The sequence below is a fragment of the Chryseobacterium manosquense genome, from assembly GCF_014623485.1.
GTDB classification, from domain to species: domain Bacteria; phylum Bacteroidota; class Bacteroidia; order Flavobacteriales; family Weeksellaceae; genus Kaistella; species Kaistella haifensis.
Genome location: NZ_CP060203.1, coordinates 2221601 through 2248154 on the forward strand (window position 1 = coordinate 2221601; position 26554 = coordinate 2248154).

At 35.4% G+C, this 26554-nt stretch carries 26 protein-coding genes and 1 pseudogene; 17 read left to right on the forward strand and 10 right to left on the reverse strand.

Annotated features, from left to right (window positions below):
- Positions 1-155 precede the first annotated feature (155 nt).
- On the forward strand, positions 156-1343 hold the full coding sequence (mnmA, locus tag H0S70_RS10680) for a tRNA 2-thiouridine(34) synthase MnmA (RefSeq protein ID WP_188320787.1): 1188 nt from the start codon (positions 156-158) through the stop codon (positions 1341-1343).
- A 1-nt stretch (position 1344) separates the two neighbouring features.
- Here mnmA and H0S70_RS10685 read toward each other — a convergent pair whose 3' ends face one another.
- The 4 genes from H0S70_RS10685 to H0S70_RS10700 form a co-directional block, all read right to left on the reverse strand.
- The gene (locus H0S70_RS10685) at positions 1345-2088 is read right to left on the reverse strand and encodes a LytR/AlgR family response regulator transcription factor (protein WP_188320788.1); all 744 of its coding nucleotides are present in this window, start codon (positions 2086-2088) and stop codon (positions 1345-1347) included.
- Positions 2089-2121: 33 nt separating this feature from the next.
- A complete protein-coding gene (locus H0S70_RS10690; protein WP_123903882.1) occupies positions 2122-2418 on the reverse strand; it encodes a 2TM domain-containing protein in 297 nt (98 codons plus the stop codon).
- A gap of 2 nt (positions 2419-2420) precedes the next feature.
- The gene (locus H0S70_RS10695) at positions 2421-3737 is read right to left on the reverse strand and encodes a 2TM domain-containing protein (RefSeq protein WP_188320789.1); all 1317 of its coding nucleotides are present in this window, start codon (positions 3735-3737) and stop codon (positions 2421-2423) included.
- Between the two features lie 141 nt (positions 3738-3878).
- Complete coding sequence (locus H0S70_RS10700) at positions 3879-5999, reverse strand: carboxy terminal-processing peptidase (RefSeq protein ID WP_188320790.1); 2121 nt, start codon at positions 5997-5999, stop codon at positions 3879-3881.
- A 136-nt stretch (positions 6000-6135) separates the two neighbouring features.
- Between H0S70_RS10700 and surE the strand changes: the two genes are divergently transcribed.
- The 9 genes from surE (at position 6136) to H0S70_RS10745 (ending at position 11658) form a co-directional block, all read left to right on the forward strand.
- Positions 6136-6900, forward strand: coding sequence for a 5'/3'-nucleotidase SurE (gene surE / locus H0S70_RS10705; protein ID WP_188320791.1), 765 nt, complete (start codon positions 6136-6138; stop codon positions 6898-6900).
- Positions 6901-7266: 366 nt separating this feature from the next.
- On the forward strand, positions 7267-7656 hold the full coding sequence (locus H0S70_RS10710; protein ID WP_188320792.1) for a very short patch repair endonuclease: 390 nt from the start codon (positions 7267-7269) through the stop codon (positions 7654-7656).
- Between the two features lie 88 nt (positions 7657-7744).
- Positions 7745-8104 (forward strand): hypothetical protein, encoded by a 360-nt coding sequence (locus H0S70_RS10715; protein WP_123249381.1) that lies wholly within the window; start codon positions 7745-7747, stop codon positions 8102-8104.
- Positions 8091-8858 (forward strand): HNH endonuclease, encoded by a 768-nt coding sequence (locus H0S70_RS10720; RefSeq protein ID WP_123249380.1) that lies wholly within the window; start codon positions 8091-8093, stop codon positions 8856-8858. Before H0S70_RS10715 ends, H0S70_RS10720 begins: the two co-directional genes overlap by 14 nt.
- A 133-nt stretch (positions 8859-8991) precedes the next feature.
- On the forward strand, positions 8992-9177 hold the full coding sequence (locus H0S70_RS10725; protein ID WP_188320793.1) for a hypothetical protein: 186 nt from the start codon (positions 8992-8994) through the stop codon (positions 9175-9177).
- A 297-nt stretch (positions 9178-9474) separates the two neighbouring features.
- Positions 9475-10518, forward strand: coding sequence for a GMP reductase (locus H0S70_RS10730; protein ID WP_188320794.1), 1044 nt, complete (start codon positions 9475-9477; stop codon positions 10516-10518).
- A 9-nt stretch (positions 10519-10527) separates the two neighbouring features.
- Positions 10528-10893 carry a hypothetical protein gene (locus H0S70_RS10735; RefSeq protein ID WP_188320795.1) on the forward strand — a complete coding sequence of 122 codons (366 nt, stop codon included), beginning with the start codon at positions 10528-10530 and terminating at the stop codon, positions 10891-10893.
- A gap of 12 nt (positions 10894-10905) precedes the next feature.
- Positions 10906-11184, forward strand: a complete 279-nt coding sequence (locus H0S70_RS10740) for a hypothetical protein (protein WP_188320796.1) — start codon at positions 10906-10908, stop codon at positions 11182-11184.
- Between the two features lie 30 nt (positions 11185-11214).
- Positions 11215-11658 carry a GNAT family N-acetyltransferase gene (locus H0S70_RS10745; RefSeq protein ID WP_188320797.1) on the forward strand — a complete coding sequence of 148 codons (444 nt, stop codon included), beginning with the start codon at positions 11215-11217 and terminating at the stop codon, positions 11656-11658.
- A gap of 50 nt (positions 11659-11708) precedes the next feature.
- Here the strand turns inward: H0S70_RS10745 and fabG are convergent, their stop codons facing one another.
- Together fabG and H0S70_RS10755 are read right to left on the reverse strand one after the other, a co-directional pair.
- On the reverse strand, positions 11709-12452 hold the full coding sequence (gene fabG / locus H0S70_RS10750) for a 3-oxoacyl-[acyl-carrier-protein] reductase (RefSeq protein WP_188320798.1): 744 nt from the start codon (positions 12450-12452) through the stop codon (positions 11709-11711).
- A gap of 130 nt (positions 12453-12582) precedes the next feature.
- Complete coding sequence (locus H0S70_RS10755; RefSeq protein WP_188320799.1) at positions 12583-13221, reverse strand: HdeD family acid-resistance protein; 639 nt, start codon at positions 13219-13221, stop codon at positions 12583-12585.
- A gap of 63 nt (positions 13222-13284) precedes the next feature.
- Here H0S70_RS10755 and H0S70_RS10760 point away from each other — a divergent pair.
- Positions 13285-14188 (forward strand): annotated as a pseudogene (locus tag H0S70_RS10760) (IS982 family transposase).
- A gap of 19 nt (positions 14189-14207) precedes the next feature.
- Here the strand turns inward: H0S70_RS10760 and rsmI are convergent.
- The 4 genes from rsmI to H0S70_RS10780 are packed head-to-tail and all read right to left on the reverse strand — an operon-like array spanning position 14208 to position 17861.
- A complete protein-coding gene (rsmI, locus tag H0S70_RS10765) occupies positions 14208-14879 on the reverse strand; it encodes a 16S rRNA (cytidine(1402)-2'-O)-methyltransferase (protein WP_088264923.1) in 672 nt (223 codons plus the stop codon).
- Positions 14880-14882: 3 nt separating this feature from the next.
- Positions 14883-15485, reverse strand: coding sequence for a DapH/DapD/GlmU-related protein (locus H0S70_RS10770; RefSeq protein WP_188320800.1), 603 nt, complete (start codon positions 15483-15485; stop codon positions 14883-14885).
- Between the two features lie 3 nt (positions 15486-15488).
- Positions 15489-16865: a UDP-N-acetylmuramate--L-alanine ligase gene (locus H0S70_RS10775; protein WP_188320801.1), complete on the reverse strand. Its 1377-nt coding sequence runs from the start codon at positions 16863-16865 to the stop codon at positions 15489-15491.
- Between the two features lie 18 nt (positions 16866-16883).
- Positions 16884-17861 carry a hypothetical protein gene (locus tag H0S70_RS10780; RefSeq protein ID WP_188320802.1) on the reverse strand — a complete coding sequence of 326 codons (978 nt, stop codon included), beginning with the start codon at positions 17859-17861 and terminating at the stop codon, positions 16884-16886.
- Between the two features lie 58 nt (positions 17862-17919).
- Between H0S70_RS10780 and H0S70_RS10785 the strand changes: the two genes are divergently transcribed.
- The 6 genes from H0S70_RS10785 to H0S70_RS10810 all read left to right on the forward strand — a co-directional run bounded on the left by H0S70_RS10785 (position 17920) and on the right by H0S70_RS10810 (position 26439).
- The gene (locus H0S70_RS10785; protein ID WP_055041932.1) at positions 17920-18507 is read left to right on the forward strand and encodes a thymidine kinase; all 588 of its coding nucleotides are present in this window, start codon (positions 17920-17922) and stop codon (positions 18505-18507) included.
- Positions 18507-20951 (forward strand): bifunctional UDP-N-acetylmuramoyl-tripeptide:D-alanyl-D-alanine ligase/alanine racemase, encoded by a 2445-nt coding sequence (locus tag H0S70_RS10790; protein WP_188320803.1) that lies wholly within the window; start codon positions 18507-18509, stop codon positions 20949-20951. The genes H0S70_RS10785 and H0S70_RS10790 overlap by 1 nt, the downstream gene beginning before the upstream one ends.
- Positions 20952-23117 (forward strand): patatin-like phospholipase family protein, encoded by a 2166-nt coding sequence (locus tag H0S70_RS10795; protein ID WP_188320804.1) that lies wholly within the window; start codon positions 20952-20954, stop codon positions 23115-23117.
- 4 nt (positions 23118-23121) lie between these two features.
- On the forward strand, positions 23122-23529 hold the full coding sequence (gene ybeY, locus H0S70_RS10800) for an rRNA maturation RNase YbeY (RefSeq protein WP_031504540.1): 408 nt from the start codon (positions 23122-23124) through the stop codon (positions 23527-23529).
- Positions 23530-23664: 135 nt separating this feature from the next.
- On the forward strand, positions 23665-25527 hold the full coding sequence (mnmG, locus tag H0S70_RS10805; RefSeq protein WP_188320805.1) for a tRNA uridine-5-carboxymethylaminomethyl(34) synthesis enzyme MnmG: 1863 nt from the start codon (positions 23665-23667) through the stop codon (positions 25525-25527).
- Positions 25528-25620: 93 nt separating this feature from the next.
- Positions 25621-26439 (forward strand): class I SAM-dependent methyltransferase, encoded by an 819-nt coding sequence (locus H0S70_RS10810; RefSeq protein WP_188320806.1) that lies wholly within the window; start codon positions 25621-25623, stop codon positions 26437-26439.
- Positions 26440-26554: the final 115 nt, after the last annotated feature.

Below are 26554 nucleotides of genomic sequence, written 5' to 3' on the forward strand. Positions count from 1 at the left end.
CGCTTTCTAAAACGGAAGCGTTTTTTATTTTACTTCATTTAACTTTTTCTCAATCATTCCTATTTACAGCATTTATTTTGAGAGCAGTTTAATTTAGTTTATTGTCGTAAATTTGCAGTCGTAAAACTTTCCCTTAACGAAAGCGTAACAATTATATGAAAATAGTAGTAGGTTTATCCGGCGGTGTAGATTCTAGTGTAGCCGCGTATTTGTTGCAAAAACAAGGGCATGAAGTGGTAGCACTTTTCATGCGAAACTGGAACGATGCTTCCGTTACTTTGGAAGACGAATGTCCATGGATTGAGGACAGCAATGATGCGCTGATGGTTGCCCAAAAGCTGGGAATCCCATATCAGGTCATCGATATGAGCGAACTTTACAAAGAAAAGATCGTGGATTATATGTTTGCTGAATACGAAAAAGGAAGAACCCCAAACCCCGATGTTCTCTGCAATCGCGAGGTGAAATTCGATGTATTTATGAAAACCGCATTGTCTTTGGGAGCCGATAAAGTGGCGACCGGACATTACGCTCGTGTGGAATCCACTTTTGATGAAAACGGGAAAGAGATTTTCCATCTTTTGGCCGGAAAAGATAACAATAAAGACCAATCCTATTTCTTGTGTCAGCTCAATCAGGATCAGCTTTCCAAAGCATTATTTCCGATTGGTGAACTTACCAAACCTGAAGTTCGAGAAATCGCCAAGGAAATCGGTTTAGTCACTGCTAACAAAAAAGATTCACAAGGCTTATGTTTTATCGGGAAAGTAAGTTTACCGACTTTTCTTCAGCAACAACTAAAACCAAAAGAAGGCGAAATTGTCGAAATTTTCAATGATTTCGAAGCTTTTCAAACAGAAAAACCAAAATTTTCATCAAAATTAGAAGAATTAGAATTTCTTTCCGAAAAAATAAAATACCAAAAATCCGACGGTAAAGTGATTGGAAAACACCAAGGTGCACACTATTTCACCATTGGGCAAAGTAAAGGTTTAGGAATTGGCGGTCACAAAGAATCGTGTTTCATCATTTCGCGGGACATGGAAACCAACACCATTTTCGTAGGCGAAGGAAAAAACTTCCCAGGACTTTTCCGTACTGCATTGAAAATAGAACCTTCTGAAATTCACTGGGTTCGTGAGGATTTGCGTTTAAAAAATGGCGAATCAATGAAAGTTCAGGCAAGAATCCGTTACCGTCAAGCTTTGGAAAGTGCAACGTTATACCAATTTGAAGAAGGATTGTTCATCGAGTTTGAAAATCCACAATCCGCAATTGCAGAAGGGCAATTTGCAGCTTGGTATCTCGAAGATGAACTGATCGGAAGTGGCGTGATTTCTTAAATTATTTGCTCAACCAATCTTTAAAATCCTTTACTCGATCTCGGCTCACGGTGATTTCCTCTGTGGGCTGAAACTCCATTTCCACTTTGTAACAGGGAGAAGTATGGATGTTTTTGATGTAATTTGAATTGATGATAAACTGGCGATTTACCCTGAAGAAGCACTTGTCATCGAGAACTTCCTGCAATTCGTCCAGGGTAAAATCGGTAGGAAAAACCCGCTCTTTGGTTTGAAGATAGACGATCTTGTTTTCACTGTAAAAACAAGAAACCTCATCGGTTTGTACGATTTTGAGATTGTAACCTATTTTAACCAAAATTCTTGATAGTTTCTGTTTCTCTTCTTTAATTAAAGATTTGATTTGGTGAACATTACGAACACCATCATCAGGTAAGAAACTCTTGAATTTATCAATCGCCTTTTGCAAATCTTCTTCTATAATTGGTTTCAAAAGATAATCGATGGAATTGAGTTTAAATGCCTTTAAAGTGTATTGATCAAAAGCTGTGGTATAAATCATGAAACTTTTGGTCGGAATTTTTTCAAAAATGTCAAAAGACAAACCATCTCCCAACACGATGTCCGAAAATATCAAATCGGGATGTGGATTTTCCGAAAACCATTGAATTCCTTCTTCCACAGAATTGATTGTTGCAACCAACTCTAAATCAGTAAATAAGCTTAATAATCGTTCTAACTTTCTTGCGGCTGGCTTTTCATCTTCGATGATGATGGTTTTAATCATTTTTAAAACTTATTTAATTGAAATATTAAAAGACTATTTATTCAAATCTTTTTCCATTAGTTCTCTGATCTTGTTCTGTTCCCAATCTTTTCCAAGAAAAAGACCTGGAAGAAAAACGCTGGATGAATGACCCAAAAGTCCTATTCCCCATAAAATCGCAGTCCAATAAACATCAATATCATAAAAAGAATGTCCTTGCTGAACATTTCTTGCGATGAGAAACAAATTCACCAGCACATAAACCGTCGCATGAATGTAAAACCCTTTAAGTTTTTTTACTCTTTTCTGAGCTTCTACATATCTGATATCGTTTTCATTAAAATTTTCCATGGTTATTTTTTTAAGTTTTCTTTTTCTAATATTTTACGAATTTGTTTCTCTTCCCAGTTCCTTCCGATTCCGAAAACCTGCAAAGCGTGCGATGCTACACCGATTCCCCAACCCAACATCGGCCACCAAAACCAATAGTAATTCGGTGAGGTATAAAGGTTTACAAAAATTAAAAACGGAATCACAAGACAATAGGAAATCAGGTTTCCGTAGAAGCCTTTCAGTTCTTTTACGCGTTTTGAAGCTCTGTCGTATGCGATGGATTCGTGAGAAGGTTGAGTAGTCATGGCAGTAATTTTTTGGGTTAATATTGGGATTTTCACGCGGAAGAAATCCTTTGATTTTTCGATAAATACGTTTTGTTTGGTTAATAACGAATATCTCTGAACAATGTTGGAAAGCCCAATTCCCGCGCTTTCTTTGACCTGTTCTCTCGCCATTAAATTATTTTCTATCAGCAAATATCCATTTTCAGAATAGATTCTGATGTTTAGCGGTTTTTGTGCCGTTGCGAAATTATGTTTAATGCAATTTTCCAATAGCAATTGTAAGGAAAGTGGTACTACAAAAGACTTTTTCTCTTTTTCGTCCACCTGAAATTCGAAATTCACGCTGTCTTCGAAACGGGTTTTCAGAAGGTTGCAATAGGTTTTTGCAAAATCCAGCTCCTCTTCTACCGTTACCAGTTCTTTGTCTTTCTGCTCCAAAACATAGCGGTAAATCTTCGACATCGACGCGGTGAATCGTTGCGCCTGATCTGGATTTTCATCTATTAATGCGCTTAAAACATTTAACGAATTAAAAAGAAAATGAGGATCGAGCTGATTTTTCAGGCTTTCAAATTGTGCATTGGCCGATTTGGCAATCAATTTCTGTTCTACAACTTCCTTTCTTGTTGATTTTTTCCATTCTTCCATGAAACTTTTGGCATGGAGAATCGCCGAAATCAGAAGCGCTACATTAATCGTAAACCAATTATTGAAACCCATATTTCCTTCGAAAAATCCGGAGAAATCCTGCTTTTGGAAGATGATGAAGTTCACATAATTACAGAAAAAAACCAACACCACATTCACCAAAATGGTTGCAATAACCCCGAAAATCACGCGTTTTCTGGTCTCTTCTACCCAAGAAAATCTTTTAGAAAGCGTCTCATTCACAAAACCATTTCCCAAAGAAAGGACGAAAGTGTAAAGCCCGGCGATGAAAATATTGAGTAACAACATCTGCGGAGTTTTCTCTTTGCTAAAAAACACGAAGATGAAAATCCCTATAAAAAAGGAGATCCAGGAAATCGTGATGAGGCTTTTTCTGTTCATGGTTGAAATTCTTGTACAAAAGTATCCGAATCTGAAGATAATTAAAACTTTTTCTTACCGAATGTCCATTTTCCTTTTCTGAACGGTAAAAAACAAAACCACCGGAAATCCGATGGCTTTGTGAGATATATAATTTGTTGCTTACTTTATTTCTCCGATTACCGTAACCGCTTCCTGAAGATAGAGATCACGTTTCAGGTTTTTCACCCAGTTCTCGGACTTTTTAGCGAAAGCTTCATCCTTTTTTGCTCTGATGACCTCATCAGGATTTAAAGTGAATTTAAGCCCATTATTAAATTTATCTAAAGCTTTGAATTTTTCAATTTGAGCTTTTCGGGTTTTCATCACTTCATTGAATTTGCTTAGTTTTAAAGAAATGCTTTCTTCTTTATCCAAATTTTCTTTCCACTGAGCAGATTCCTGCACCAATTGATAGGTTTTGTTGTTGAGCAATCGGGTTTCGACTCTTTTTTGCAATGCAGCAACTGAGAAATAATTTACGGGTTGATAGGCCACTGCAGGAATTTTGTCCCAAGCCAAAGCATAATCGTTGTAACGTTCACCAATTTCGGCATAAGTGAAGAAATCTTTCATTTTAATATCGGATTCAATCCCTTTTCTTTGTGTAGATTCTCCGGTGATTCTGTAAAATTTCTGAATCGTCAGTTTCAAAGAACCGAAATCGTCATTGGTATTTAAAAATCTGTTAAGATCAACAAACGTTTGTACGGTACCTTTCCCGAAAGATTGTGGCGAACCGATAATTACTGCTCTTCCGTAATCCTGCATTGCACCTGCCAAAATTTCGGATGCAGACGCGGAAAGTTCGTTTTGCATGATCACCAATGGGCCTGTCCAAAGTGGCGCGTTGGTTTTATTTTTTAAGGTTTGAATTTTCCCGTTTCCATCTTTCACCTGAACGTAAGGACCTGCGTTCATGAACAGTCCCATAATGTCTCCCACTTCGGTTAAACTTCCACCACCATTGTTTCTAAGATCCAGGATTATTCCCTCAACGTTTTGAGCTTTCAGTTTTATCAATTCATTTTTAATGTCATCAGAAGCATTTCTACCTTTTGAATCTTCAAAATCGGCATTAAAGCTTGGTAAATTGATGAATCCGTACTTTTTTCCATCCGCAGAATTTACGATAATGCTTCGGGCAAACGTATCTTCGATGGCTACTTCTTCACGAATCAAGGTAACTTCCTTGATGGTTTTGTCTTTTTTCTCAACCGTTAAAGTAACTTTCGTGCCTTTTTCACCCCGAATCAAACGAACTGCTTCATCGGAAAGCATTCCAACAACATTTACAGGATCTTCATTGGGTTTGGAGCGAACTTTCAAAATTTTATCTCCTTCAGATAGCTGTTTTGATCTCCATGCAGGCGCTCCAATTGTAAGTGCTCCCAAGTATAGATAACCTTTTTTCTCCTGGATAATTGCGCCAATTCCGATTACTTTTCCGGTAAACTGAGTGTCGAAATCTTCTTTGTTTTTCGGGGAATAATAGTTGGTATGTGGATCGAAAACTTCGGTATAGGCGTTCATATACACGGTAAACCAATCCATTTTGTTTCTCTTTTTGAATCTTCTAAAAGTATCTGTCACCAGATCTTTCACCTCAGCGGTTGCTTTGATTCTTTTTTGTTCGGGTGTGAGGATTTCTAGTTTAATGGTATCTTTCAACTGAAATTTCTGTACAGAATCTTTTTTCTCTTTCTGCATTTCTTCCTTTGCAGTAAGCGATTCCATTTCTTGAAGAATATTGTATTTGATGTATTTTTTCCACTCTTCGGAAAGTTCCTTCGAGTTGGCAGGATATTTCTTTAGTTTAGGCTCCAATATCAAGGTTTCATCTTCTTCTAGATTGATGGGTTTGCTGAGAATATCTTGGGTGATTTTATCGATCTCATCTACTCTTTGGTAAAGCCGATCCACCGTTAATTTATAGAAAGTAAGATCACCTTGGTTCAGGTAATCGTCCAATTTCGTTCTGTGTTTGCCGAATTCATCCATATCAGATTGGAGGAAATATCTTTTGGAAGCGTCCACCGTTTCGAAATAATGTTTAAACACTTCCTCGGAATAGGCATCATTAATAGGTTTTGGCGAATAATGCAGATAGCTAAGCGTATTTTTCACACTCACCATAATCGTCGACATTTTTTCGTCATCATTTTTAGGAGAATTAAAGCAAAACACCAAGCTGGTAAGCGGGATGAAAAGCAATAAAGTATTGAGTTTTAATTTCTTGAACATAGAATTGATATAAATAACTTAATTTGTTAAGGTTTTCCGGGTTTTGTTACAGGATTTTACAAAGTATCAAAATTAATACCTTATTATTATTTGCACACTATTTTTTTAAGTAAATTTGTTGAAACCCTATAATTATATGCAAAGACCGTTGATATTAGTGACCAATGATGATGGAATCACCGCGCCGGGAATCCGAAACCTGGTAGAATTTATGAATGAAATTGGCGAAGTAGTGGTAGTAGCGCCCAACTCCCCACAAAGCGGAAAAGGCCATGCAATTACCATCAATTCTACCCTAACCTTCGAAGAAATCAACCTAGAAGGTCCCCAAAAAGATTATTCGCTGAGCGGAACTCCTGTTGATTGTGTGAAATTTGCCCTCGATAAAATCCTTACCAGAAAACCCGATATCGTGGTTTCGGGAATTAACCATGGAGCCAATTCTTCCATCAATGTGATTTATTCCGGAACGATGAGTGCCGCGGTGGAAGCCGGTGTAGAAGGCCTTCAAGCCATCGGTTTCTCACTTTTAGATTTCTCTTGGGACGCCGATTTCAAGGAAGCGAAAACCCATATTCAGGATATTGTAAGAAAAGTATTGGCCAATCCCATTCCGAAAGGAATCGTTTTGAATGTGAATATTCCTAAACTAAAATCTTCCGAGATTAAAGGAATCCGCGTTTGCAAACAAGCCCACGCGAAATGGGAAGAAAGTTTCGATGAACGCATCAACCCACACGGCAAAAAATACTACTGGCTTACCGGTTATTTCAACAATATGGACACCAGCGAAAATGCAGACGAAGTAGCACTATCAGAAGGGTACATCTCTATTGTTCCGGTAAAATTCGATTTAACCGCTTACGAATACCTCGATCAATTAAAAGGAATTATGGAATAAGCGACCTCCGCTTTTCATAACACGCAAAAATCGATCAAAAATCGCTGCAAAAGACAGCCACACCTCCTGTTTCGACCCAAAGAAGCAGGAGGTTTTGTTTTGTAAAACATCCAATTATCGGTGCATTCTCTATCACAAAACTCCTATTGCTTGAAGTCAGCTTCGTATCAATTTCGAAGTATCTTCAATAAAAATCCATTATAACAGCATTATTTCTCCAATGTTTTATTGGACTTATATTGGACTTATAATGGACTTATATTGGAGTTATGGCGAAGGAGACTAGCAAGAGACTGGGAATATTTGTAGGTCTAACTTGCGGAATGCAAAACAAACGAAGCGAAACTTTTTGGCTAACTTTGCAGAGTGGACAAATTGACAAAAGAGCAAAGAAGAAAAAATATGCAGGCAAACAAAGCGACAAGTACTAAACCTGAAATTTTGTTGGCGAAGGCTCTTTTTGCCAGAGGTCATAGATATCGCAAAAACAATAAAACAATTTTCGGAAAACCAGATTTATCATTCAAAAAAATCAAACTCGTAATTTTCGTTGATGGAGAATTTTGGCACAGAAAAGACTGGCATATTCGGAAAAATGACCACAAAACAAACCAAGAATTTTGGATAAAAAAAATAGAAAGAAACATTGAACGAGACAAAGAGGTAAACGCAGAACTATCAAAACAGAAGTGGTCTATTTTAAGATTTTGGGCAAAAGACATCGAGAAAAATTTGCTAACTTGCATATTGAAATAGAAAGTAAGATAAAGAAATTAAAAGTGGATTTATGTAGCAAATATCTTATAAATATTTGAAAACAAATAACTTATAATAAAATCACAAAATGAATAACGTCTGTGTTAAATACAAAGAGCATCCCGGGGATTTTTTAAGGAATACTGACACTGTGATACTACCAAATCCTAAAGAAGATTTGGAAAGTTTTTTTGTTCAATTTCTAAAACATTATCAATCGGACGAAAGAGTAGCCTATATTGATGATTTATATAAACTTCTTGATGACGACTTTTTTAATGATGAAGACAAACAAAAATTTATTAGAACAATTGGAAATAAAACGGAAAAGGAAATAAAATATGAAATTCAGAAGACTGAAAATGAGCTAAAAAATGAAGCATATTCAAATTTTTACAAACTTGTTCTAACTAAACAAATAGAAATTATTTACAATGGCGAAAAGTAATAATTGGACAAAAGAAGAAACTATTATTGCTTTTAATGTTTATTGCAAAATTCCTTTCAAAAGCAGTAGCAAAACCAATCCTACTATTATTAAATATGCCAATATAATTGGTAGAAGTCCTTCTGCTTTGAACATGAAAGTTGGAAATTTTGGAAGGCTTGATCCAGAATTGAAAAAACAAGGAATTGTTGGATTAGGAAATGGCAGTAAACTTGATGAAATTGTTTGGAATGAATTTAATGGCAATTGGGGAAAATTAGCTTACGAAAGCGAATTATTAATAGCTGAGTTTCAAAATAAAAAAGTTGAAGAAATAATTGATGATGAAGTCTTTGAGTTTCCATTTGGGACAGAAAGAGAAACAATTATAAAACAAAGGGTAAATCAAAACTTTTTTCGTTCTACTATACTTTCGTCTTATAATTTAAAATGTTGTATTACAGGATTATCAATTTCTGAATTTTTAGTGGCAAGTCATATAATTCCTTGGAAAAAAAATGAAAACAATAGATTAAATCCTCATAATGGTTTATGTTTAAACTCAATTCACGATAAAGCGTTCGATAAAGGATTTATTACAATTACACCAGATTACAAAATAAAAGTTTCAAAGTATTTTGATGATTACAAAAACGATGAAGCTATTCCCGATTTTTTTTTAAAATATGAAAATCAGTCAATAATTTTACCTGATAGATTTCTACCTTCAAAGGATTTTTTAGATTGGCATTATACAAATCTTTTCAAAAAATAATATCTTTTTAATCGTTTTTAGAAAATAAAAAAAGTTTGGTTTCAAAAAGATTCTTATTTACTTTATAAGCTTTGTCAAAGTTTGGAAACAGATTAGGCTTTTTCGTATACAACTTTTGCAATAGGTTAAAATTATGAATTTAGAAGCTCGCAAAATATCACTCATTCAAGAATTCTTGAGAATTGATAATGAAATAATTATAAGTGCTTTGGAAAATTTTCTTCATAAGAATAAATCTGATTTTTTTGAGCAAAATTTAAATCCATTGTCTTTGGATGTTTTAAATCCTGAAATAGATCAAGCATTGGAAGAAGAATAAAATGATTGCATTATTTGTGCAAAAGACTTAAAAAAAACAGATCCAAAAATGGAGTTAGAATTTTCAGATGAAAAACCCAGAAAAGATAGATGAAACAAAATAATCATAGATTTGAACAATAATTGACAATATCTGATTATTTCTGTAAATCTAAAAAGCAACTCTTCTGAAAGTTGCTTTTTTTTTATGGAAATAGTCGAACTCTATCTTTAAAAAACAGTTTTTTCTTCACTGCTCTTTTAATCTCTTCAAAAACACAATTATTTCCCTTAACTTCGTTTTGTAAAAATCAGCACAATGCGTATAGAAAACGAAATAAAACTGGGTTTTAAGGATGTGATGATCCGCCCGAAAAGGTCAACTCTGAAAAGTAGATCACAGGTCAGCTTGGCAAGAAATTTCACCTTCGTAAACTCCAAGAAAAAATGGACCGGCGTACCCATAATCGCTGCGAATATGGATACCGTTGGAACTTTTGAAATGGCAGAAGCTCTTACCAAAGATCAAATTATGACCGCGGTTCACAAGCATTACAGTCCGGAAGAATGGGCAGAATTTCTCAATAATCAGCCCGATTCTATTTATGAATACATCGCTTTGAGCACCGGAACCGGAAAAGCAGACGAGGAGAAAATAAAAAAAATTATTGATCAACATCCGAAAATTCAATTCCTCTGTATTGACGTCGCCAACGGATATTCCGAACATTTCGTAGAGTTTGTGAAAAACGCCAGAAAGAATTTTCCATCCCAAACCATTATTGCCGGAAATGTAGTAACAGGCGAAATGGTCGAAGAATTGATTTTGGCTGGCGCTGATATCATCAAAGTAGGAATTGGTCCCGGATCGGTGTGTACGACTCGTGTAAAAACAGGTGTTGGTTATCCTCAGCTTTCCGCAATTATAGAATGTGCTGATGCGGCGCACGGTTTAGGCGGTCAAATCATAGGCGACGGTGGTTGCAAAGTTCCTGGCGATGTGGCTAAGGCGTTTGGTGGTGGTGCTGATTTCGTGATGCTCGGTGGAATGTTTGCCGGACACGACGAAAGTGGTGGCGAAATCATCGAAGAAAATGGAAAGAAATTCAGACTTTTCTACGGAATGAGTTCTCAAACAGCAATGGATAAACATGCAGGTGGTGTTGCCGAATACCGCGCATCCGAAGGAAAAACAGTGAAAGTTCCTTACAAAGGTCCAGTTTCGGAAACTGTAAAAGATATTTTAGGTGGTGTCCGCTCAACCTGTACTTATGTGGGTGCGAGTGAACTGAGAGAACTCTCGAAACGAACCACTTTTATCCGGGTTCAGGAGCAGCACAACGAAGTTTTTGGAAATTCATAAGTATTTAAGATGAAAAAATACGCATTGCTTCTTCTCTTATGCTGTGGAATTTTGAGTTTTTCACAAGAAAAAACGCAGACAGACCGCATGATTGAAGAAATTCAACAAGTCAAGCAGAACCAAACCGACATGAAGCTCGTTTGGTGGATTCCCACCGAATATTGGGAAGTTGCTTTGCAGGAAAACGGTAGCATTACTCAGCAACAATTGGAATATTTAAAGGAACTTTTGAATGATTACACGATTGTCGCAGCGGGCGATTACAACTTGGATTCCGAAAGTGGAGTGATTAATTTCAGCGTCAATGATTCTAGCAAAAAGGTGGTTTTTTATGGACTTCAAGATCAGAAAGTGACGCCTTTGAAAGAATCATAAATTGATGATAAAGTGCTCATTATCGTGAACCAAACCCTGAAACCGCTATTTGCCCAAATGCTCGGAAAAATGGGATCCGGCGTTAATTTTTTCATTTATAATAATTTAGAAAACGGAAAAAGAATTATCGATCCTAATCTGCCCGGAAGTTTTAAAGTGGATCTCAACGGAGAAATCTTTCAGTGGAAATTGCCTTTGGTTTCTTTAATGAAAGAAAAAACCTGCCCTGTCGATCAACAAAAGATGAGTGGAAACTGGATATTTTGTCCTTTTCATGGAAATAAATTGTAAAAAATTTCTCTTTAAAGTTTAAAAACAATCATGAATATTCTCAAAACCAATTCGGAAAATCAGGATTTTGTACAATTGGTAAAAATGCTTGATGAATATCTCGCTTTTATGGATGGCGAAGATCACGCGTTCTACGATCAGTTCAATAAAATTGATTTGCTGAATCACTGCGTTGTGCTCTACGAAGGCGAAAACCCTGTTGGTTGTGGAGCGATAAAACCTTATGATGAGGAATCTGCAGAGCTGAAAAGAATGTTCGTTGATCCGGAATTTCGGGGAAAAGGTTACGCTTCGAAAATTATGGAAACGCTAGAATCTTGGGCAAAAGATTTAGGTTTTGGAAGTATGATTCTGGAAACCGGCATCAGACAAATTGATGCCATCAACTTGTATCAAAAAACCTATCAACCTATAGAAAACTATGGTCAATACGAAGGTGTAGCCACTTCGGTATGTTTTAAAAAAGCTTTATAATCAATATAAAAAACCTTCAAAGAAATGAATCCTTGAAGGTTTTTATTTTTTTAAGTTAACATTCCACCATCGACGTTCAGAACCTGTCCGGTGATGTACGACGACATTTCGCTACCGAGGAAAACGCAGGCATTAGCCACGTCTTCCGGCTGTCCACCCCGTTTCAACGGGATACCATCTCTCCATCCCTGTACGGTTTTCTCATCAAGGGCGGCCGTCATTTCGGTTTCTATAAAACCTGGTGCCACGGCATTGCAACGGATATTTCTGGATCCTAATTCTAATGCAATCGACTTAGAAAAACCAATAACACCAGCTTTAGAAGCCGCATAATTGGCCTGCCCGGCATTCCCTTTAACGCCTACTACAGAAGTCATATTGATAATTGAGCCCGATTTGGCCTTCATCATTGGCTTGATAACCGCTTTGGTCAGGTTAAAAACAGAATCCAAATTAACTTTGATAATCGTATCCCAATCGTCTTTGGACATTCTTAACATCAGATTATCTCTGGTAATCCCGGCATTGTTTACCAGAATATCAATCGTTCCAAACTCTGCCAATACATCTTCTACCAGCTTTTGGGCAGCATCATAATCCGACGCATCGGACTGATAGCCTTTGATTTCTGTAATATTACTTAATTCTGATTCTAATGCTTTTGCTTTATCTACTGAACCCGCGTAGGTGAATGCTACTTTTGCGCCTTCTTTGGCAAAAACTTCTGCAATACCTTTCCCGATACCTCTTGTTGCGCCTGTAATGATGGCAACTTTACCTTGTAATAATCCCATTTGAAATGTTAGATAAATTAATCTTTAAAAGACAAATATATAAAATCGCCATGATTTGGAAACCAATCACCCATGAAGAGGCGATTGTGCATGACTTCAGAAAAAATATAAATATGCCTATGAAATAGTTTTATTTATTAAGTTCATTAAGATATTCATTTTTAAGTGATTCAATTTTGTCTTTCAACTCTTTGCTGATTTTGTTTGGATAGTTTTTGAGTTTTTTGAGATTGAATGCAAGAATTATTGCAGAGATACCTGAAAAAATAAATGCCACAGCTGTTATAACAACCAGAGAAATTCCGGCTACAACAGGATTAAGAATAAGAATAACAGACCCAATAAGGCCAAGAAAACTGATCAGCGCCAGATTCCCCCACTGCAAAACGCCATAGCTTTTGAGATCAAAGGCAAAACCAATCCCCTGTACAGAACGGAACATCAATGAAAATCCAACAAAATAGGGCAAAGCAACAAATGCCACCTGCGGCTGAAAAAATAATATAATCCCTACAAAAAGATCCAGCAAAGCACCTACCAGATACCAGCCCCAATTGTCCAGATTATCCTTGTTTTGTATTGCAAACACAAGTTCCATAATCCCGAAAACCAAAAATGACGCACTGAAAAACAGCACCAGAGACAGGTAAGTGGCTAGTGGAATGCTAAACATGTACAATCCCATAATCACCAGTAAAATACCTACAATTAAAGGTAAATACCAATGCTTAACTGTGTTTTTGATAGTTTTAAAAAATGTTGTTCCCATAATAATATGTTTTTGAAATTAGATTAACTCGTAGTGCATTATAAAAGGTTATTCATAATACGTATGAATAACCTAGATGCAATTTACGATTTTATTTTAAATGAATTAAGAAAATTAACCTTAAATGAAAATTTTTATTTTAAACCTATTAAACCAAAATTGAGTGATTTAGAACTTATTGCCATAAATATTTCTGCAGAATATTTATCATTAGATTCAGAATATCAGTTATTTAGATATCTTTCAAATTCAAAACTAAAAGGAATGATAGAAAGAAGTGTTTATAATCGCAGGAAAAGAAAACTCTTCTTGCATATGGAAAATATCAGAAAGATTATGGTTGATAGATTTCATGATATTGAAAGCATTTTTATTGTAGATTCAATGCCTTTAGAAATTTGCAAAAACGCAAGAGCAAACCGCTCTAAAATCTGTAAAGAAGATGAATTTTCATTTCCAAGCAAAGGATATTGCGCTTCTCAATCGAGTTATTATTATGGTTACAAATTACACGCTATATGTTCTGTTTCAGGAATATTTCAAAGTTTTGATATTTCTACTGCAAGCATTCATGATATCCATTTTTTGCAAGACATAAAGCATCAAATAAACAATTGCACATTAATCGGAGATAGAGGTTATTTATCAACTAAAGTACAAACAGATTTGTTCAATTATGCAAATATAAAATTAGATACACCTATGAGAAGCAACCAAAAAAATTATCACAAGCAGAAATATATTTTTAGAAAATCAAGAAAGAGAATCGAAACGCTATTTTGACTACGTCGAATCTTCGATTTCTCAACTTTGTGACCAATTTAAAATCAGAAATAATTATGCGAAATCATTTAATGGTTTTAAAACCAGAATCTTAAGTAAAATTACGGCTCTAACTTTTATTCAATTTGTAAATGTTTTTGTATTTAATAGAAAAATGAACAAAATTAAAGTATCTTTAATTTAATAATGCACTACGAGTTAGATTAAGTATTATTCACCACCAGGACAATTTCACCTTTTAAAGTTTTGCTTTTGGAAAAATCAATTAACTCATTGATTGTCCCGCGTTTGGTTTCCTCAAATTTTTTAGAAATCTCCCTGCTTAGGCTAACCTTTGTTTCCTCACCAAAGAATTCTTTGATCTGCTCCAGCGTTGTGTTGATCTTGTGCGGACTCTCGTAAAGAATGATTGTTTTTTTCTCCTCTGCCAGTTGTTTCAATTTGGTTTGTCTTCCCTTTTTTTGAGGTAGAAAACCTGCAAAATAAAAATCGTGGTTGGGTAATCCGGAAACCACCAAAGCCGGAACAAAAGCTGTCGCACCCGGTAAACATTGCATTTCGAGATTTTCATCAGCTATGGCTTTTGCTAAAAGATAGCCGGGATCGGAAATTCCTGGAGTTCCCGCGTCTGTAATAATCGCAATGTTCTGTCCATTTTTTAGATCTTCAATTACTTTTTGTGTAGATTGATGCTCGTTGTGTAAGTGATACGCTTTCAGCGGCTTAGAAATTTCATAATGTTTTAACAGAATACCAGAAGTTCGGGTATCTTCGCACAAAATATAGTCTACTTCCTTCAGCACTTTTATGGCTCTGAAAGTCATATCTTCAAGGTTTCCAATCGGTGTTGGAACAAAATACAGGATTCCCGACATTTATTAATTTTGAATTTGTTCAATTAATTCCAACCTTTTCACTATTGATTTTTTTTCTAAAATTGTTCCCGGAGAAAGAACAGCATTTGCCCCAATTTTCGAATCATCTCCAACCAAAGCTCCAAATTTTATAGATTTTGTATCAATAATTTCGTTGCTAATTTTCACAAGAATATTTTTATTTTTTTTTTCGTTATAATGATTTGCAGTGATAGAACCCGCTTCAAAATTAACATTTTTGCCGATAATGCTATCTCCTATAAAATTATAATGAGCAATAGCAGTATGATCAAAAATAACAGAGGATTTAATCTCGCAACCTAAACCGATCTTCACATTTTCCGAAAGATATACTCCATTTCTTAAACAGGAATTAGCACCAACAAAACAGTTTTTCTCAATTATAATCGGTGCTTTCAGAATTACATTGTTTTCAATAATCGCGGTTTTATGAATAGCAATTCCGTTTTCAATAAGAAAATCTTCGTTCAGATTTTTAATTTTTTGTAAAATAGTAATTTGAATATTCTCTAAAATTTCCCAAGGAAAACTCTTCTTCTCTTCAAATTTATTATTAAAGTTTTCAATAAAAAGTTGAATATTCATCGTTTAAAGTTTCTCGAATAAATCTTTACAAAACTCTTCTAAACTTGGATCTCTCGCTCCCATCAGAAGGAGAACTGTACCCTCTTTCAGTTCAGGTTTCAATGCTTCCAACAAATTGTTTCTATCTTCCACAAAATGGGCATTTCTACCTTTATTTTTAATATCTTCAATTAAATCATTAGCAGAAATATCTTTCACAGCGGTACCTCCGGCGTAGAATATTTCGCTCATCCAAATTTCATCCTGAGGTCTCAATGCGTCCGAAATTTCTTCTACAAAATCTTTTCTCAAAAACCTTGTTGGTCCATAACCATGAGGTTGAAACCACGCAATTACCCTATCTGCCAAAGGTTGACAAGCTTTGATGCTCGCCGCACATTTCGCAGGATTGTGTGCATAGTCGTCAATAACCCAAACTCCTTTTTTCTGTCCAAGAATCTGATGACGGCGATAAATTCCTTCGTAATTTGACAAACTTTCCGCACAAACTTTCAAATCTACTCCGATTTGGTGAGCTACAGCGATGGCTGCAGTTGCATTTTCTGCGGAATGTCTTCCGATAGAATTCATTTCGAATTTTTGATTTAGCACTTCAAAGCTTAAATGAAATCCATTTTGTTGAAAGTTTTCGGCAGAAAATCCGGCATTTTCATCTTCAAAACCGAAATCGTTTTTGGGGTTTGCTGACAAAGTTTTCGCCAATGTATTTGATTGATTTACAATAAATAAGCTCTTTGTGTTATTTTTAAAAATGGTAAATAATTCAATCAATTCATCAATTTCCTGATGATCTTTATCGATGTTTAAGAGAAGTCCGATTTCGGGTTCATATTGTACAATCGATCCATCACTTTCATCCGCTTCGATGATCAACCAATCGCCTTTTCCAACGGCAGCATTTCCTATTTTTCCTTGCTTGATAATTGAAGTTAAACCCGCTCCGGAAATAATACTTGGTTCTAGCTTAGCATCGAGTAAAATTTGAAATAACATCGCAGAAGTTGTTGATTTTCCGGAAGTTCCTGCAACCGCTATTGTTTTTTTACTTTTGGCGATGATGGACAAAAGTTCACTTCTTTTAATAATTGGAATTCCGAGTTCTTTTGCTTTTTGAACTTCGAAAACCGTGTCCTCAATTGCTGTGGAAATGACTACCAAATCTGTATTTTCGGTGATTCCGCTACCGTCTTGAAGGAAACAATTGATTCCTTCGTTTTCTAATTGAGTTTTTGTTTTGTTGTAGGTTTCGGGCAAGAAATAGCGGTCGCTTCCCGAAACATTTTTTCCGATTCCTTTCAGATATTGTGCAATCGCACTCATTCCCACACCGGCAACACCGACAAAGAATACATTCCGGAAATCGTTAATATTTTTAATCATTCTTTGATTTTCAGTACGTTATAGAAATTTATTTTCAACCAATCCCCAGAGTCGTTGCGCAAATTCGTCAACTTTATTCCAGTTTTTGGCGTAATAAACGTCGCTTAAATATTGTTTTGCATCTTCCAGATTATCATAAGAATTCAGCTGATCGATAGTTTTTTTCAGTTCATCAGGATCGCCATTAAAAAGATGTTTGGTGAACGCCACTTTATCATTCAAATCGAGTCGGAATTCAGGTTTTCTTTTTTCTGCTTCCATAAAATCAGTTGGAATATTGCTCTTCGCAATGCTTCCCGAAGTGATAATTTCCGGTTTTCTTTCGATAGGTTTCTCTTCCAAATCTTGCAATGGATCTTGATCAAAAAGATTTTGAACTGCTTTTAAACCTTTGATATGAGCAAGTTTGAATTTCTTTTCGAATGAAGGTTGCTCTGTTCTATTTTCATCCTGAACTTCTTTCGGCGGCATTTTTGCATCTTCTTTATGAAATTCTACAATTTTTCGGCGTCGCTCTTCCATTTCTAGAAATTCATTTTCCTTTTGAGCAGCAATTTCATGATCATTATTCATGACTTCCGGTTGCGCAATTTCTTCCATTTTTTCTTCGTGAACAGGAGCTGGTTCTTTTTCAGTAGGCAGAACTTCCGAATGCTCAACCTCTACAATTTCATTAAGTTCATTGGTGAAAATTACTTCCTCTTCGATGATATCTTCTTCAAATAAAGCTACTTCAGCATCAGTTTCATGTTGAGAAACTGCCTGATTAGAAGGTAATTCCATTTGCTGAAGTGGAATTTCCGGAGCCGGAGAAGGTTGACTGAGCAAATCAGCATTTTTCTCCAAAATCCTCAAAAAGGCGATGCGATCAGTAATTTCAGCAAACAAATCTTGCTTTGCAAGCAGTTCTTCTTTGGAATTTATCTTTGAAAGCGTCTCGAGAATACTTTTGGATTCAAAAAAAATTTTTTCCTGTATATCTTGAAGTTTTTGCATAGTTAAGCTATTAAATTTCCTTAATTTTGGTCTTTAAATATTACGGCTAAATTAACAAATGTTTTTAGAAAATACAATTAATCACGCAAAACAAAGCGGATGGATGGAAGTTATCTGTGGATCGATGTTTTCGGGAAAAACCGAAGAGTTGATTCGCAGGCTTCGACGAGCGGAAATGGCAGGACAAAACGTGGAAATTTTCAAACCCAGACTCGACACTCGATATGCGGAAGAAGAGGTAGTTTCCCACAATCAAAACAAAATAAGAAGTACTCCGGTAGAAAGTCCGAATGAGATTCTCCTTTTGGGATCAACTTGCGATGTAGTAGGAATTGACGAAGCGCAGTTTTTTGATGATAGCATTGTAGAGATAGCTAATCAATTGGCAAACAATGGAATACGAGTGGTAATTGCCGGCTTGGATATGGACTTCATGGGCCGTCCTTTTGGTCCAATGCCCAATTTAATGGCGACCGCTGAGTACGTTACCAAAGTCCATGCGATTTGCAAAAGAACAGGCAATTTGGCAAACCATTCGATGCGTATATCGACCAATAAAGACTTGGTACAATTGGGCGAAACTGAAAGCTACGAAGCGGTAAGCCGAAAAGTTTTCAATGAAGAATATCTGAACAGAAATAAATAATGAACTATACTACCCAACAACTCTCTGAAATTACAGGTTCCGAACTGATTGGCGAAGGACAACTGTTGGTAAAAAATATCGATTTCGATAGCCGAAATATCTATTCACCGGATAATACAGCTTTTGTTGCGATCACAACTTCTAAAAATTCAGGCGAAAAATATATTCATTCTGCAGTTGAAAAAGGAATAAAAATCATTATTGCAGAACATCAAATTCCTGAAATTGAGAATATCACTTGGATTTTGGTAAAAAATTCGGTTGATTTTATTCAAGATTTAGCGAAATATCATCTTTCTCAATATTCCTTAAAAACCATTGGAATTACCGGTAGCAATGGAAAAACCATTGTAAAAGAGTGGCTGTATCAAAGTCTTTTTGATGATTATAAAACCGTGAAAAGCCCGAAAAGTTTTAATTCACAAATCGGTCTTCCACTTTCCTTGTTACAAATCGGAAAGAATGACGAAATCGGCATTTTCGAAGTGGGAATTTCCAAGCCAGCAGAAATGGAGAAGATGGAAGAAATTTTCTCTCCAGAAATTGGAATTTTAACACATATCGGAGCTGCACATGCTTCCAATTTTGAAAGTGAGGAACAACTGATTGATGAGAAATTGAAATTATTCAAAGATTCCAAAACGATTATTTTTAATGGAGATAATGAATTGGTTCACCGAAAAATACATGAATTGTATTCAAGTAAAAAATTAATTTCTTACGGGCTTCAAAATCATAATCATCTCTATATTAAAAATGATTGGACCGATCGTTCATCCTCTTTAGAAATTCAATATTTTGATGAAGAATTCAGACTTTCTGCGCAACAGAGAGATGAGGCGACGCTTGGCAACGCGCTATGCATTATTGCAGTTTTAAAAGAATTTAATTTTCCGACTCCGAAAATTATTGACAAAATCAATGCGCTGAAAGCCATTGAAATGCGACTTGAAAGTGTAAATGGCGTTCGCAACAATTTGATTATCAACGATTCGTATAATCTGGATTTAGATTCATTGAAAATAGCTTATCAATTTATTAAAGAATATAATAAGCCTAAGAAAACACTGATCTTAACTGATTTTGTAGAAGGTAAAAACTCAGAACAACTTTATCATGAAGTTGCGGACTTAACCAACCTGCAGCATTTCAGTAAAATATTCCTCATCGGTGAAGAAATTAACCAATACGAAAAACTTTTCGCAGCAGAAACTTATAGTTTTGATAACACCAACAAACTTACTGAAAGCCAATACCTTAATCAAATAGAAAACGAGCTCATTCTATTAAAAGGTGCCAGAAAATTCGAAATTGAGAAAGTAAAAAACCATTTAGAACTTCAGAAACACGACACGGTTTTGGAGGTGAATTTAAATGCAATTCTTCATAACATCAATATTCATAAAGGTTTGCTAAAGCCCGAAACCAAAATGATGGCGATGGTAAAAGCGTACTCTTACGGATTGGGCGGTTACGAAATTGCAGAATTCTTACAATATCATCACATCGATTATCTTGGTGTAGCGTATGCAGATGAAGGTGTTGATTTAAGGAAAAACGGGATTACGACGCCGATTATGGTGATGAATCCGGAGCAACACAGCTACAACATTATTATCGATTATAACTTAGAGCCGGAAATTTATAGTTTCCGCGTATTGGAATTATTTCATCAGCAGCTCATTCAAAAAGGAGTTAACAAGAAATATCCCATTCATATTAAACTAGAAACTGGAATGCATCGACTTGGTTTTAAGAAAGATGAATTGGATGAACTCATTGAAAAGTTGAAGTTGATGAATGTGAAAGTACAATCCATTTTCAGCCATTTATCTTCGTCGGACGTACCTGAAGGCGAAGAATATACTTTAGAACAAATTGACACTTTCACTAAAAATTCAGAATATTTAATGAAAGGACTTCAATACCACCCGATTCGGCATATCCTCAATACATCCGGAATTGTGAGTTATACTGATTATCAGTTTGATATGGTAAGAATTGGAATTGGTATGGTAGGAATTTCATCTAATCCCGAGATTAAAAAGCAATTAAAAAATGCAGTAACATTTAAAACCGTTATTTCACAAATTTCTCATGTAAAAAAAGGCGAATCGGTGGGTTATAGTCGGAGATATCAACCGGAAAAAGATACAAAAATTGCAACCATACCTGTAGGCTATGCCGATGGAATACCTAGATTAATCGGTAATAAAGTTGGGAAAGTTGGCATTCATAAGAAATTATATCCTATCGTAGGAAGCGTTTGTATGGATATGATGATGATTGATATCGACGATGCTTCTGCAAAAGAAGGCGAAGAAGTGATAATTTTCAATTCTAATCCAAGTTTAGAAGAATTTGCATATTATTGTAATACAATTCCTTACGAAGTTCTCACTTCGATTTCGAGAAGGGTAAAAAGAATTTATATAAAAGACTAAATGAAAAAACTCCTCCTTCTGCTTCTTGCAATTTTTCTCAATATTCCTTTATTTGCACAAGTTAAAGAAGGATTTATGGTGCCTTCGCATCCGAAAATTGGTTTATCACTTGCGGGCGGAGGGGCAAAAGGTTTTGCCCATATCGGGGTTTTAAAAGTTTTGGATTCTTTAGGAGTAAAAGTCGATTATATCTCCGGAACCAGCATGGGAGCGATTGTGGGCGGACTTTATGCATCCGGATATACGGGGAAAGAAATTGAGAAAATCGTACTCGATACCGATTTCTACAATATTATCGCCAACGAAAAGACCAGAAAAGAAACTACCTTCTTTAATAAATCCGTTGATAAATACATATTGAATTTGCCAGTAAAAAACGGAAAAATCAATGTCGTTCCAAAAGCGATATCAACAGGTCAGAAAAACATTTATTTGCTCAAAGAACTCTTTAAAAACGTTTCCACTATTGATGATTTCTCCAAATTGCCTATTCCGTTTATGTGCGTTGGAACCAATTTGGAAAGTGGGAAGATGGAGATTTTCGAAAAAGGAGATTTGGTAAGTTCTATTATGGCAAGTTCGGCATTTCCGTCACTCATGGATCCGGTAAAAATTGGTGATTCCATCTATATTGATGGGGCAATGACGGTGAACTATCCTTCCAAACCTTTAAAAGACAAAGGAATCGACATCGTTATTGGAGTCGATTTAAGTCAAGGACTTAGCACGAGAGAAAAATTACAGTCAGCGATTGATATATTAAATCAGGTGATTGATTTTAGTATTCAGAAGGAAACGAAAAATCAATATCAATACACCAATATCAATATTCATCCCAATTTGGAGGGTATGAGCGCCACAAGTTATGATGTAAAAAAGGCCATTCTCGACTCCGGTTACGCTGAAGCGAAGAAATATATCCAACCGCTGTCTTTGCTTCCTAAAAATGAAGAAAGAGTGCTTCGTGCACCTTTAAACTCTGTTTATTCCAACGTTTATAAGATTGATAGTTTAATACTTGAAAACAATCATATTTTTAAGAAAAACTATGTGCAGGGAAAAATGAACTTGCGCGTTCCATCACTTCAAACCTATGGCGGCATCAATAAAATGATCGATAAATTATATGCTACCAATAATTACACGTTGATTAATTATGATATCATCCAGAAAGGCAATTACAATTTTCTCAAACTTACCGTAACAGAAGATGACACCCGCTTTTTCTTTAAATTTGGTTTGCACTATGATGAAATTTTTAAGACAGGATTACTGCTTAATGCTACTGCAAAGCGCCTATTATTCCGAAACTCGATTATTTCATTAGATGTCGTAGTGGGTGATAAACCTCGTTATTATTTCAATTATTTCATCGATAACGGCTATATTCCGGGAATTGGAGCTTATGCTTCCGGTATGACACTTGACCTTACCGACATCAATTCCACCGAATACGAAAGATGGAATTGGTTTCGAAATGAGTTGTATATTCAGTCCATTTGGAGGGACAAATATGCTATTGGAGGTGGAATTAGTCATGATTATTTTGAGTCTAAATTTGCTGGAATTAAAACCTACTCCAATTCCAAAAATTTTGTGAATGCTTATGTTTTCATTAAAACCGATACGCAAGATGATAAAAGTTTCCCATCAAAAGGGCTATTCCTTCATGCAGAAGGTAAAGCTTTGGATTTGTTGAATGATCAACAAGAAGGTCGTACGGTACAGATGAAAATCACATCCCAACTCAATTTTCCGCTTTCACCACGATTAACTTTCCGTTTAGGATTATTTGGTGGAATTACCGTTGGAGAAGAACTTTCGAACTATTATCGTTACAGAATTGGTGGTATTTTCGAACAAAATTTAGGCAATTTTGTGAAATTAATGGGTTATGAATTCGGACAACTTGATACCCAAAACTTGCTTGTTGCAACAAATAGTTTACAATATAATGTTCACAAAAATTATTTCTTGACGGGACATTTCAGCATCGCTAATTTATTTAACGATGTAAAAGTGGATGACATTTTACACATCAATGAAACATCAGCAGGATTAACGGCAGGATACAAATCTCCTTTCGGACAGATCAAATTTAATTTTAGCAGATCTTTAACTCAAAATAATAATGTTTTCAGTGTAATACTGGGACATTGGTTCTAAAATTATGATACATTTCTTTTTTGAAAACATAGATAAATTTTCTCTTTCCGACAGAACTAAGGATTGGTTGATTAATCTGATCACCAATGAAGGAAAGAAAGCCGGAGAAATCAATTATATTTTCTGTGATGATGAATATCTGCTGAAAGTAAACCAAGACTTTCTTCAACATGATTATTACACTGACGTCATCACATTCGACTACGTAAAGGGGAAAACTATTGCCGGAGATATTTTCGTATCTTTGCCGCGCATTTCTGAAAACGCTGAAACCCATTCCAAAGATTTTAATGTTGAATTACACCGGGTCTTAGCTCACGGAATCCTTCATCTCTGCGGTTATAAAGATAAAACTGACGATGAGGTAAAAGAAATGCGCAATAAAGAAGACTATTATTTAAATATTTTATAGAAATAAGGTTGCTCAATTGGCTTTTAACTTCATTTAAATTGATGAAAATGCTGTAATTAACCATTAATTTTATGAAAAATTAGATAATGTTTCACGTGAAACAATCAATACTAATCAGTTCTTATTAAAGATAAAATGATCAACGAAATATACGACGTAATAGTTGTAGGTGCAGGACACGCCGGTTGTGAGGCAGCAGCTGCAGCAGCTAATATGGGCTCGAAAACACTTCTTATAACCATGAATATGCAAACCATAGGACAGATGTCTTGTAACCCAGCAATGGGTGGTATTGCAAAAGGACAAATCGTAAGAGAAATAGATGCGATGGGCGGTTATTCAGGAATTGTTGCGGATAAATCTGCTATACAGTTTAAAATGCTGAACCTTTCCAAAGGTCCGGCTATGTGGTCACCTCGAACTCAAAACGACAGAATGCAATTCGCTGAAGAGTGGCGTTTAGCTTTAGAAAACACTCCAAATCTCGACTTTTTTCAGGATATGGTGAAAAGCCTAATCATTGAAAATAATCAAGTTGCAGGAGTAGTTACATCGCTTGGAATTTCTATCAAAGGAAAATCCGTTGTTCTTACAAATGGTACTTTCCTGAATGGTTTAATCCATGTTGGAGACAAACAACTCGGAGGCGGAAGAATGGGTGAACCAAGAGCCTTTGGCATTACCGAACAGTTGGTTTCTTTAGGTTTCGAAGCAGGAAGAATGAAAACAGGAACTCCTCCTCGAGTAGATGGAAGAAGCTTAGATTATTCCAAAATGGAAGAACAGAAAGGAGACGAAGTTCCTCAAAAATTCTCTTATACAGATACCCCAAAACTCACCATACAACTTAGTTGTCATATTGTTTATACCAATGAAACGGTACATGATATTTTAAGAGAAGGATTTGATAGAAGCCCGATGTTCAATGGTACAATCCAAAGTATCGGTCCAAGATATTGTCCAAGTATTGAGGATAAAATCAATCGTTTTGCGGAAAGAAACCGTCATCAGTTGTTTGTAGAGCCAGAAGGATGGAAAACTGTAGAAATCTATGTTAATGGTTTCAGTTCGTCATTACCTGAAGATATCCAAATTAAAGCCATGAGACACATTCCAGGATTTGAAAATGTGAAAGTTTTCCGCCCTGGATACGCAATTGAGTACGACTACTTCCCTCCTACTCAACTTTTTCATACGCTCGAAACCAAATTAATCGAAAACCTTTATTTTGCAGGACAAATCAATGGTACCACAGGTTATGAAGAAGCTGCAGGACAAGGTTTAATTGCCGGCCTTAACGCTCATAATAAAGTACACGATAAAGGGGAATTTATCTTAAACAGAGACGAAGCATATATCGGAGTTTTAATAGATGATTTGATTACTAAAGGAACAGAAGAACCTTACAGAATGTTTACTTCCAGAGCAGAATACCGCTTGCTTTTAAGACAAGATAATGCAGATATCCGCTTGACTCAAAAAGCATTTGAACTAGGTTTAGCCAAAGAAGATCGACTGAAAAGAGTTCATGAAAAAATAGAAAAAAGCAATGAATTGGAACACTTTTTAAAAGAAACTTCACTGAAACCGGGAGTTATTAATCCTATTTTAAATTCAATCGAGTCCTCCCCTGTTGATCAAGCATTTCGAGCTGCACAAATTCTTACCAGACCGAATATGAATCTTCATAAACTAGAAGAAATTGATTTCATTAAAGAAGTTACTCAACAATATGAAGAAGAAATCAAGGAACAAGCTGAAATCAATATCAAATACAAAGGATATATAGAAAAAGAGAAAGAAAATGTGGCAAAACTCAATCGATTAGAAACTATAAAAATTCCGGAAGATTTTGATTTTACGAAAATAAGCTCTCTTTCTTCAGAAGCCAAGCAAAAATTGACGAAGGTACAGCCAAAAACTATCGCTCAAGCTGGAAGAATCAGCGGAGTTTCACCCGCGGACATCAATGTTTTATTGGTTTATTTAGGAAGATAATTTTCTATTACAATTAAATGTTTCACGTGAAACCATTGATTTAAAACTTCAATATTCAACTATTGGAGTTTTCATTTTTAAATATGAAATTATATGAAAATAAAAGATCATTTCCTGTCACAGGAAACTTTCGAAATAAGAGAAACTCCGGTAAAAGGGCTTTACAAAACTCATCCGATTCCCGAAAATTTAGATACATATTACGAGAGTGAAAATTATATTTCTCATCATCAGGATTCGGGAAGTCTGAAAGAAAAACTTTATAAATTCCTTCAAAGATTTAATTTGAATTATAAAAGAAATATCATTGCCCAAGAACTCTATCGGAATGCCAGTGTATTAGATTATGGTTGCGGAGCCGGTGAATTTTTAAAATTTATAGAAGATGATTTCACCACTTTTGGATACGAGCCGAGTGATGCAGCAAGAAATTTTGCCCAAAAGAAACTTCAAAAAACCCAACTATTAAATGAAATCGATTCGATAGAAAACGGAAGTTTAGATGCAATTACATTATGGCATGTTTTCGAACATATCGAAGATCAGGAAAATATGTTGAAGAAATTTCATGACAAATTAAAGGATAATGGATTACTAATTATCGCAGTTCCGAATTCCACGTCTTACGATGCAAAAAAATACAAAGAATATTGGGCAGCTTATGATGTTCCAAGACACATTTTTCATTTCACAAAATCGGGTATGGAAAATTTAATGAACAATGAAAATTGGAAAATCAAAAAAATCAAACCTCTCCTACTCGATTCATTTTATATCTCCATGTTGAGCGAAAAATATAAGAAATCGCCTCTATTTTGGATTAAAGGAATGATTTACGGAGCAATTTCTAATTTTAAAGGATTAAAAAACTACGAATTTTCAAGTTTGATATATGTAGTCGAAAAAAAATAGTTTTCCGATTTTTGACCAGTTTCTGAAGGTCAATTTTTTAGTAAAAGGAACATTTTTATCGAAAATTTAGAACCAATGCTTCGAAAAAATTATAAAAAAAAAGTTTCCAAGGAAT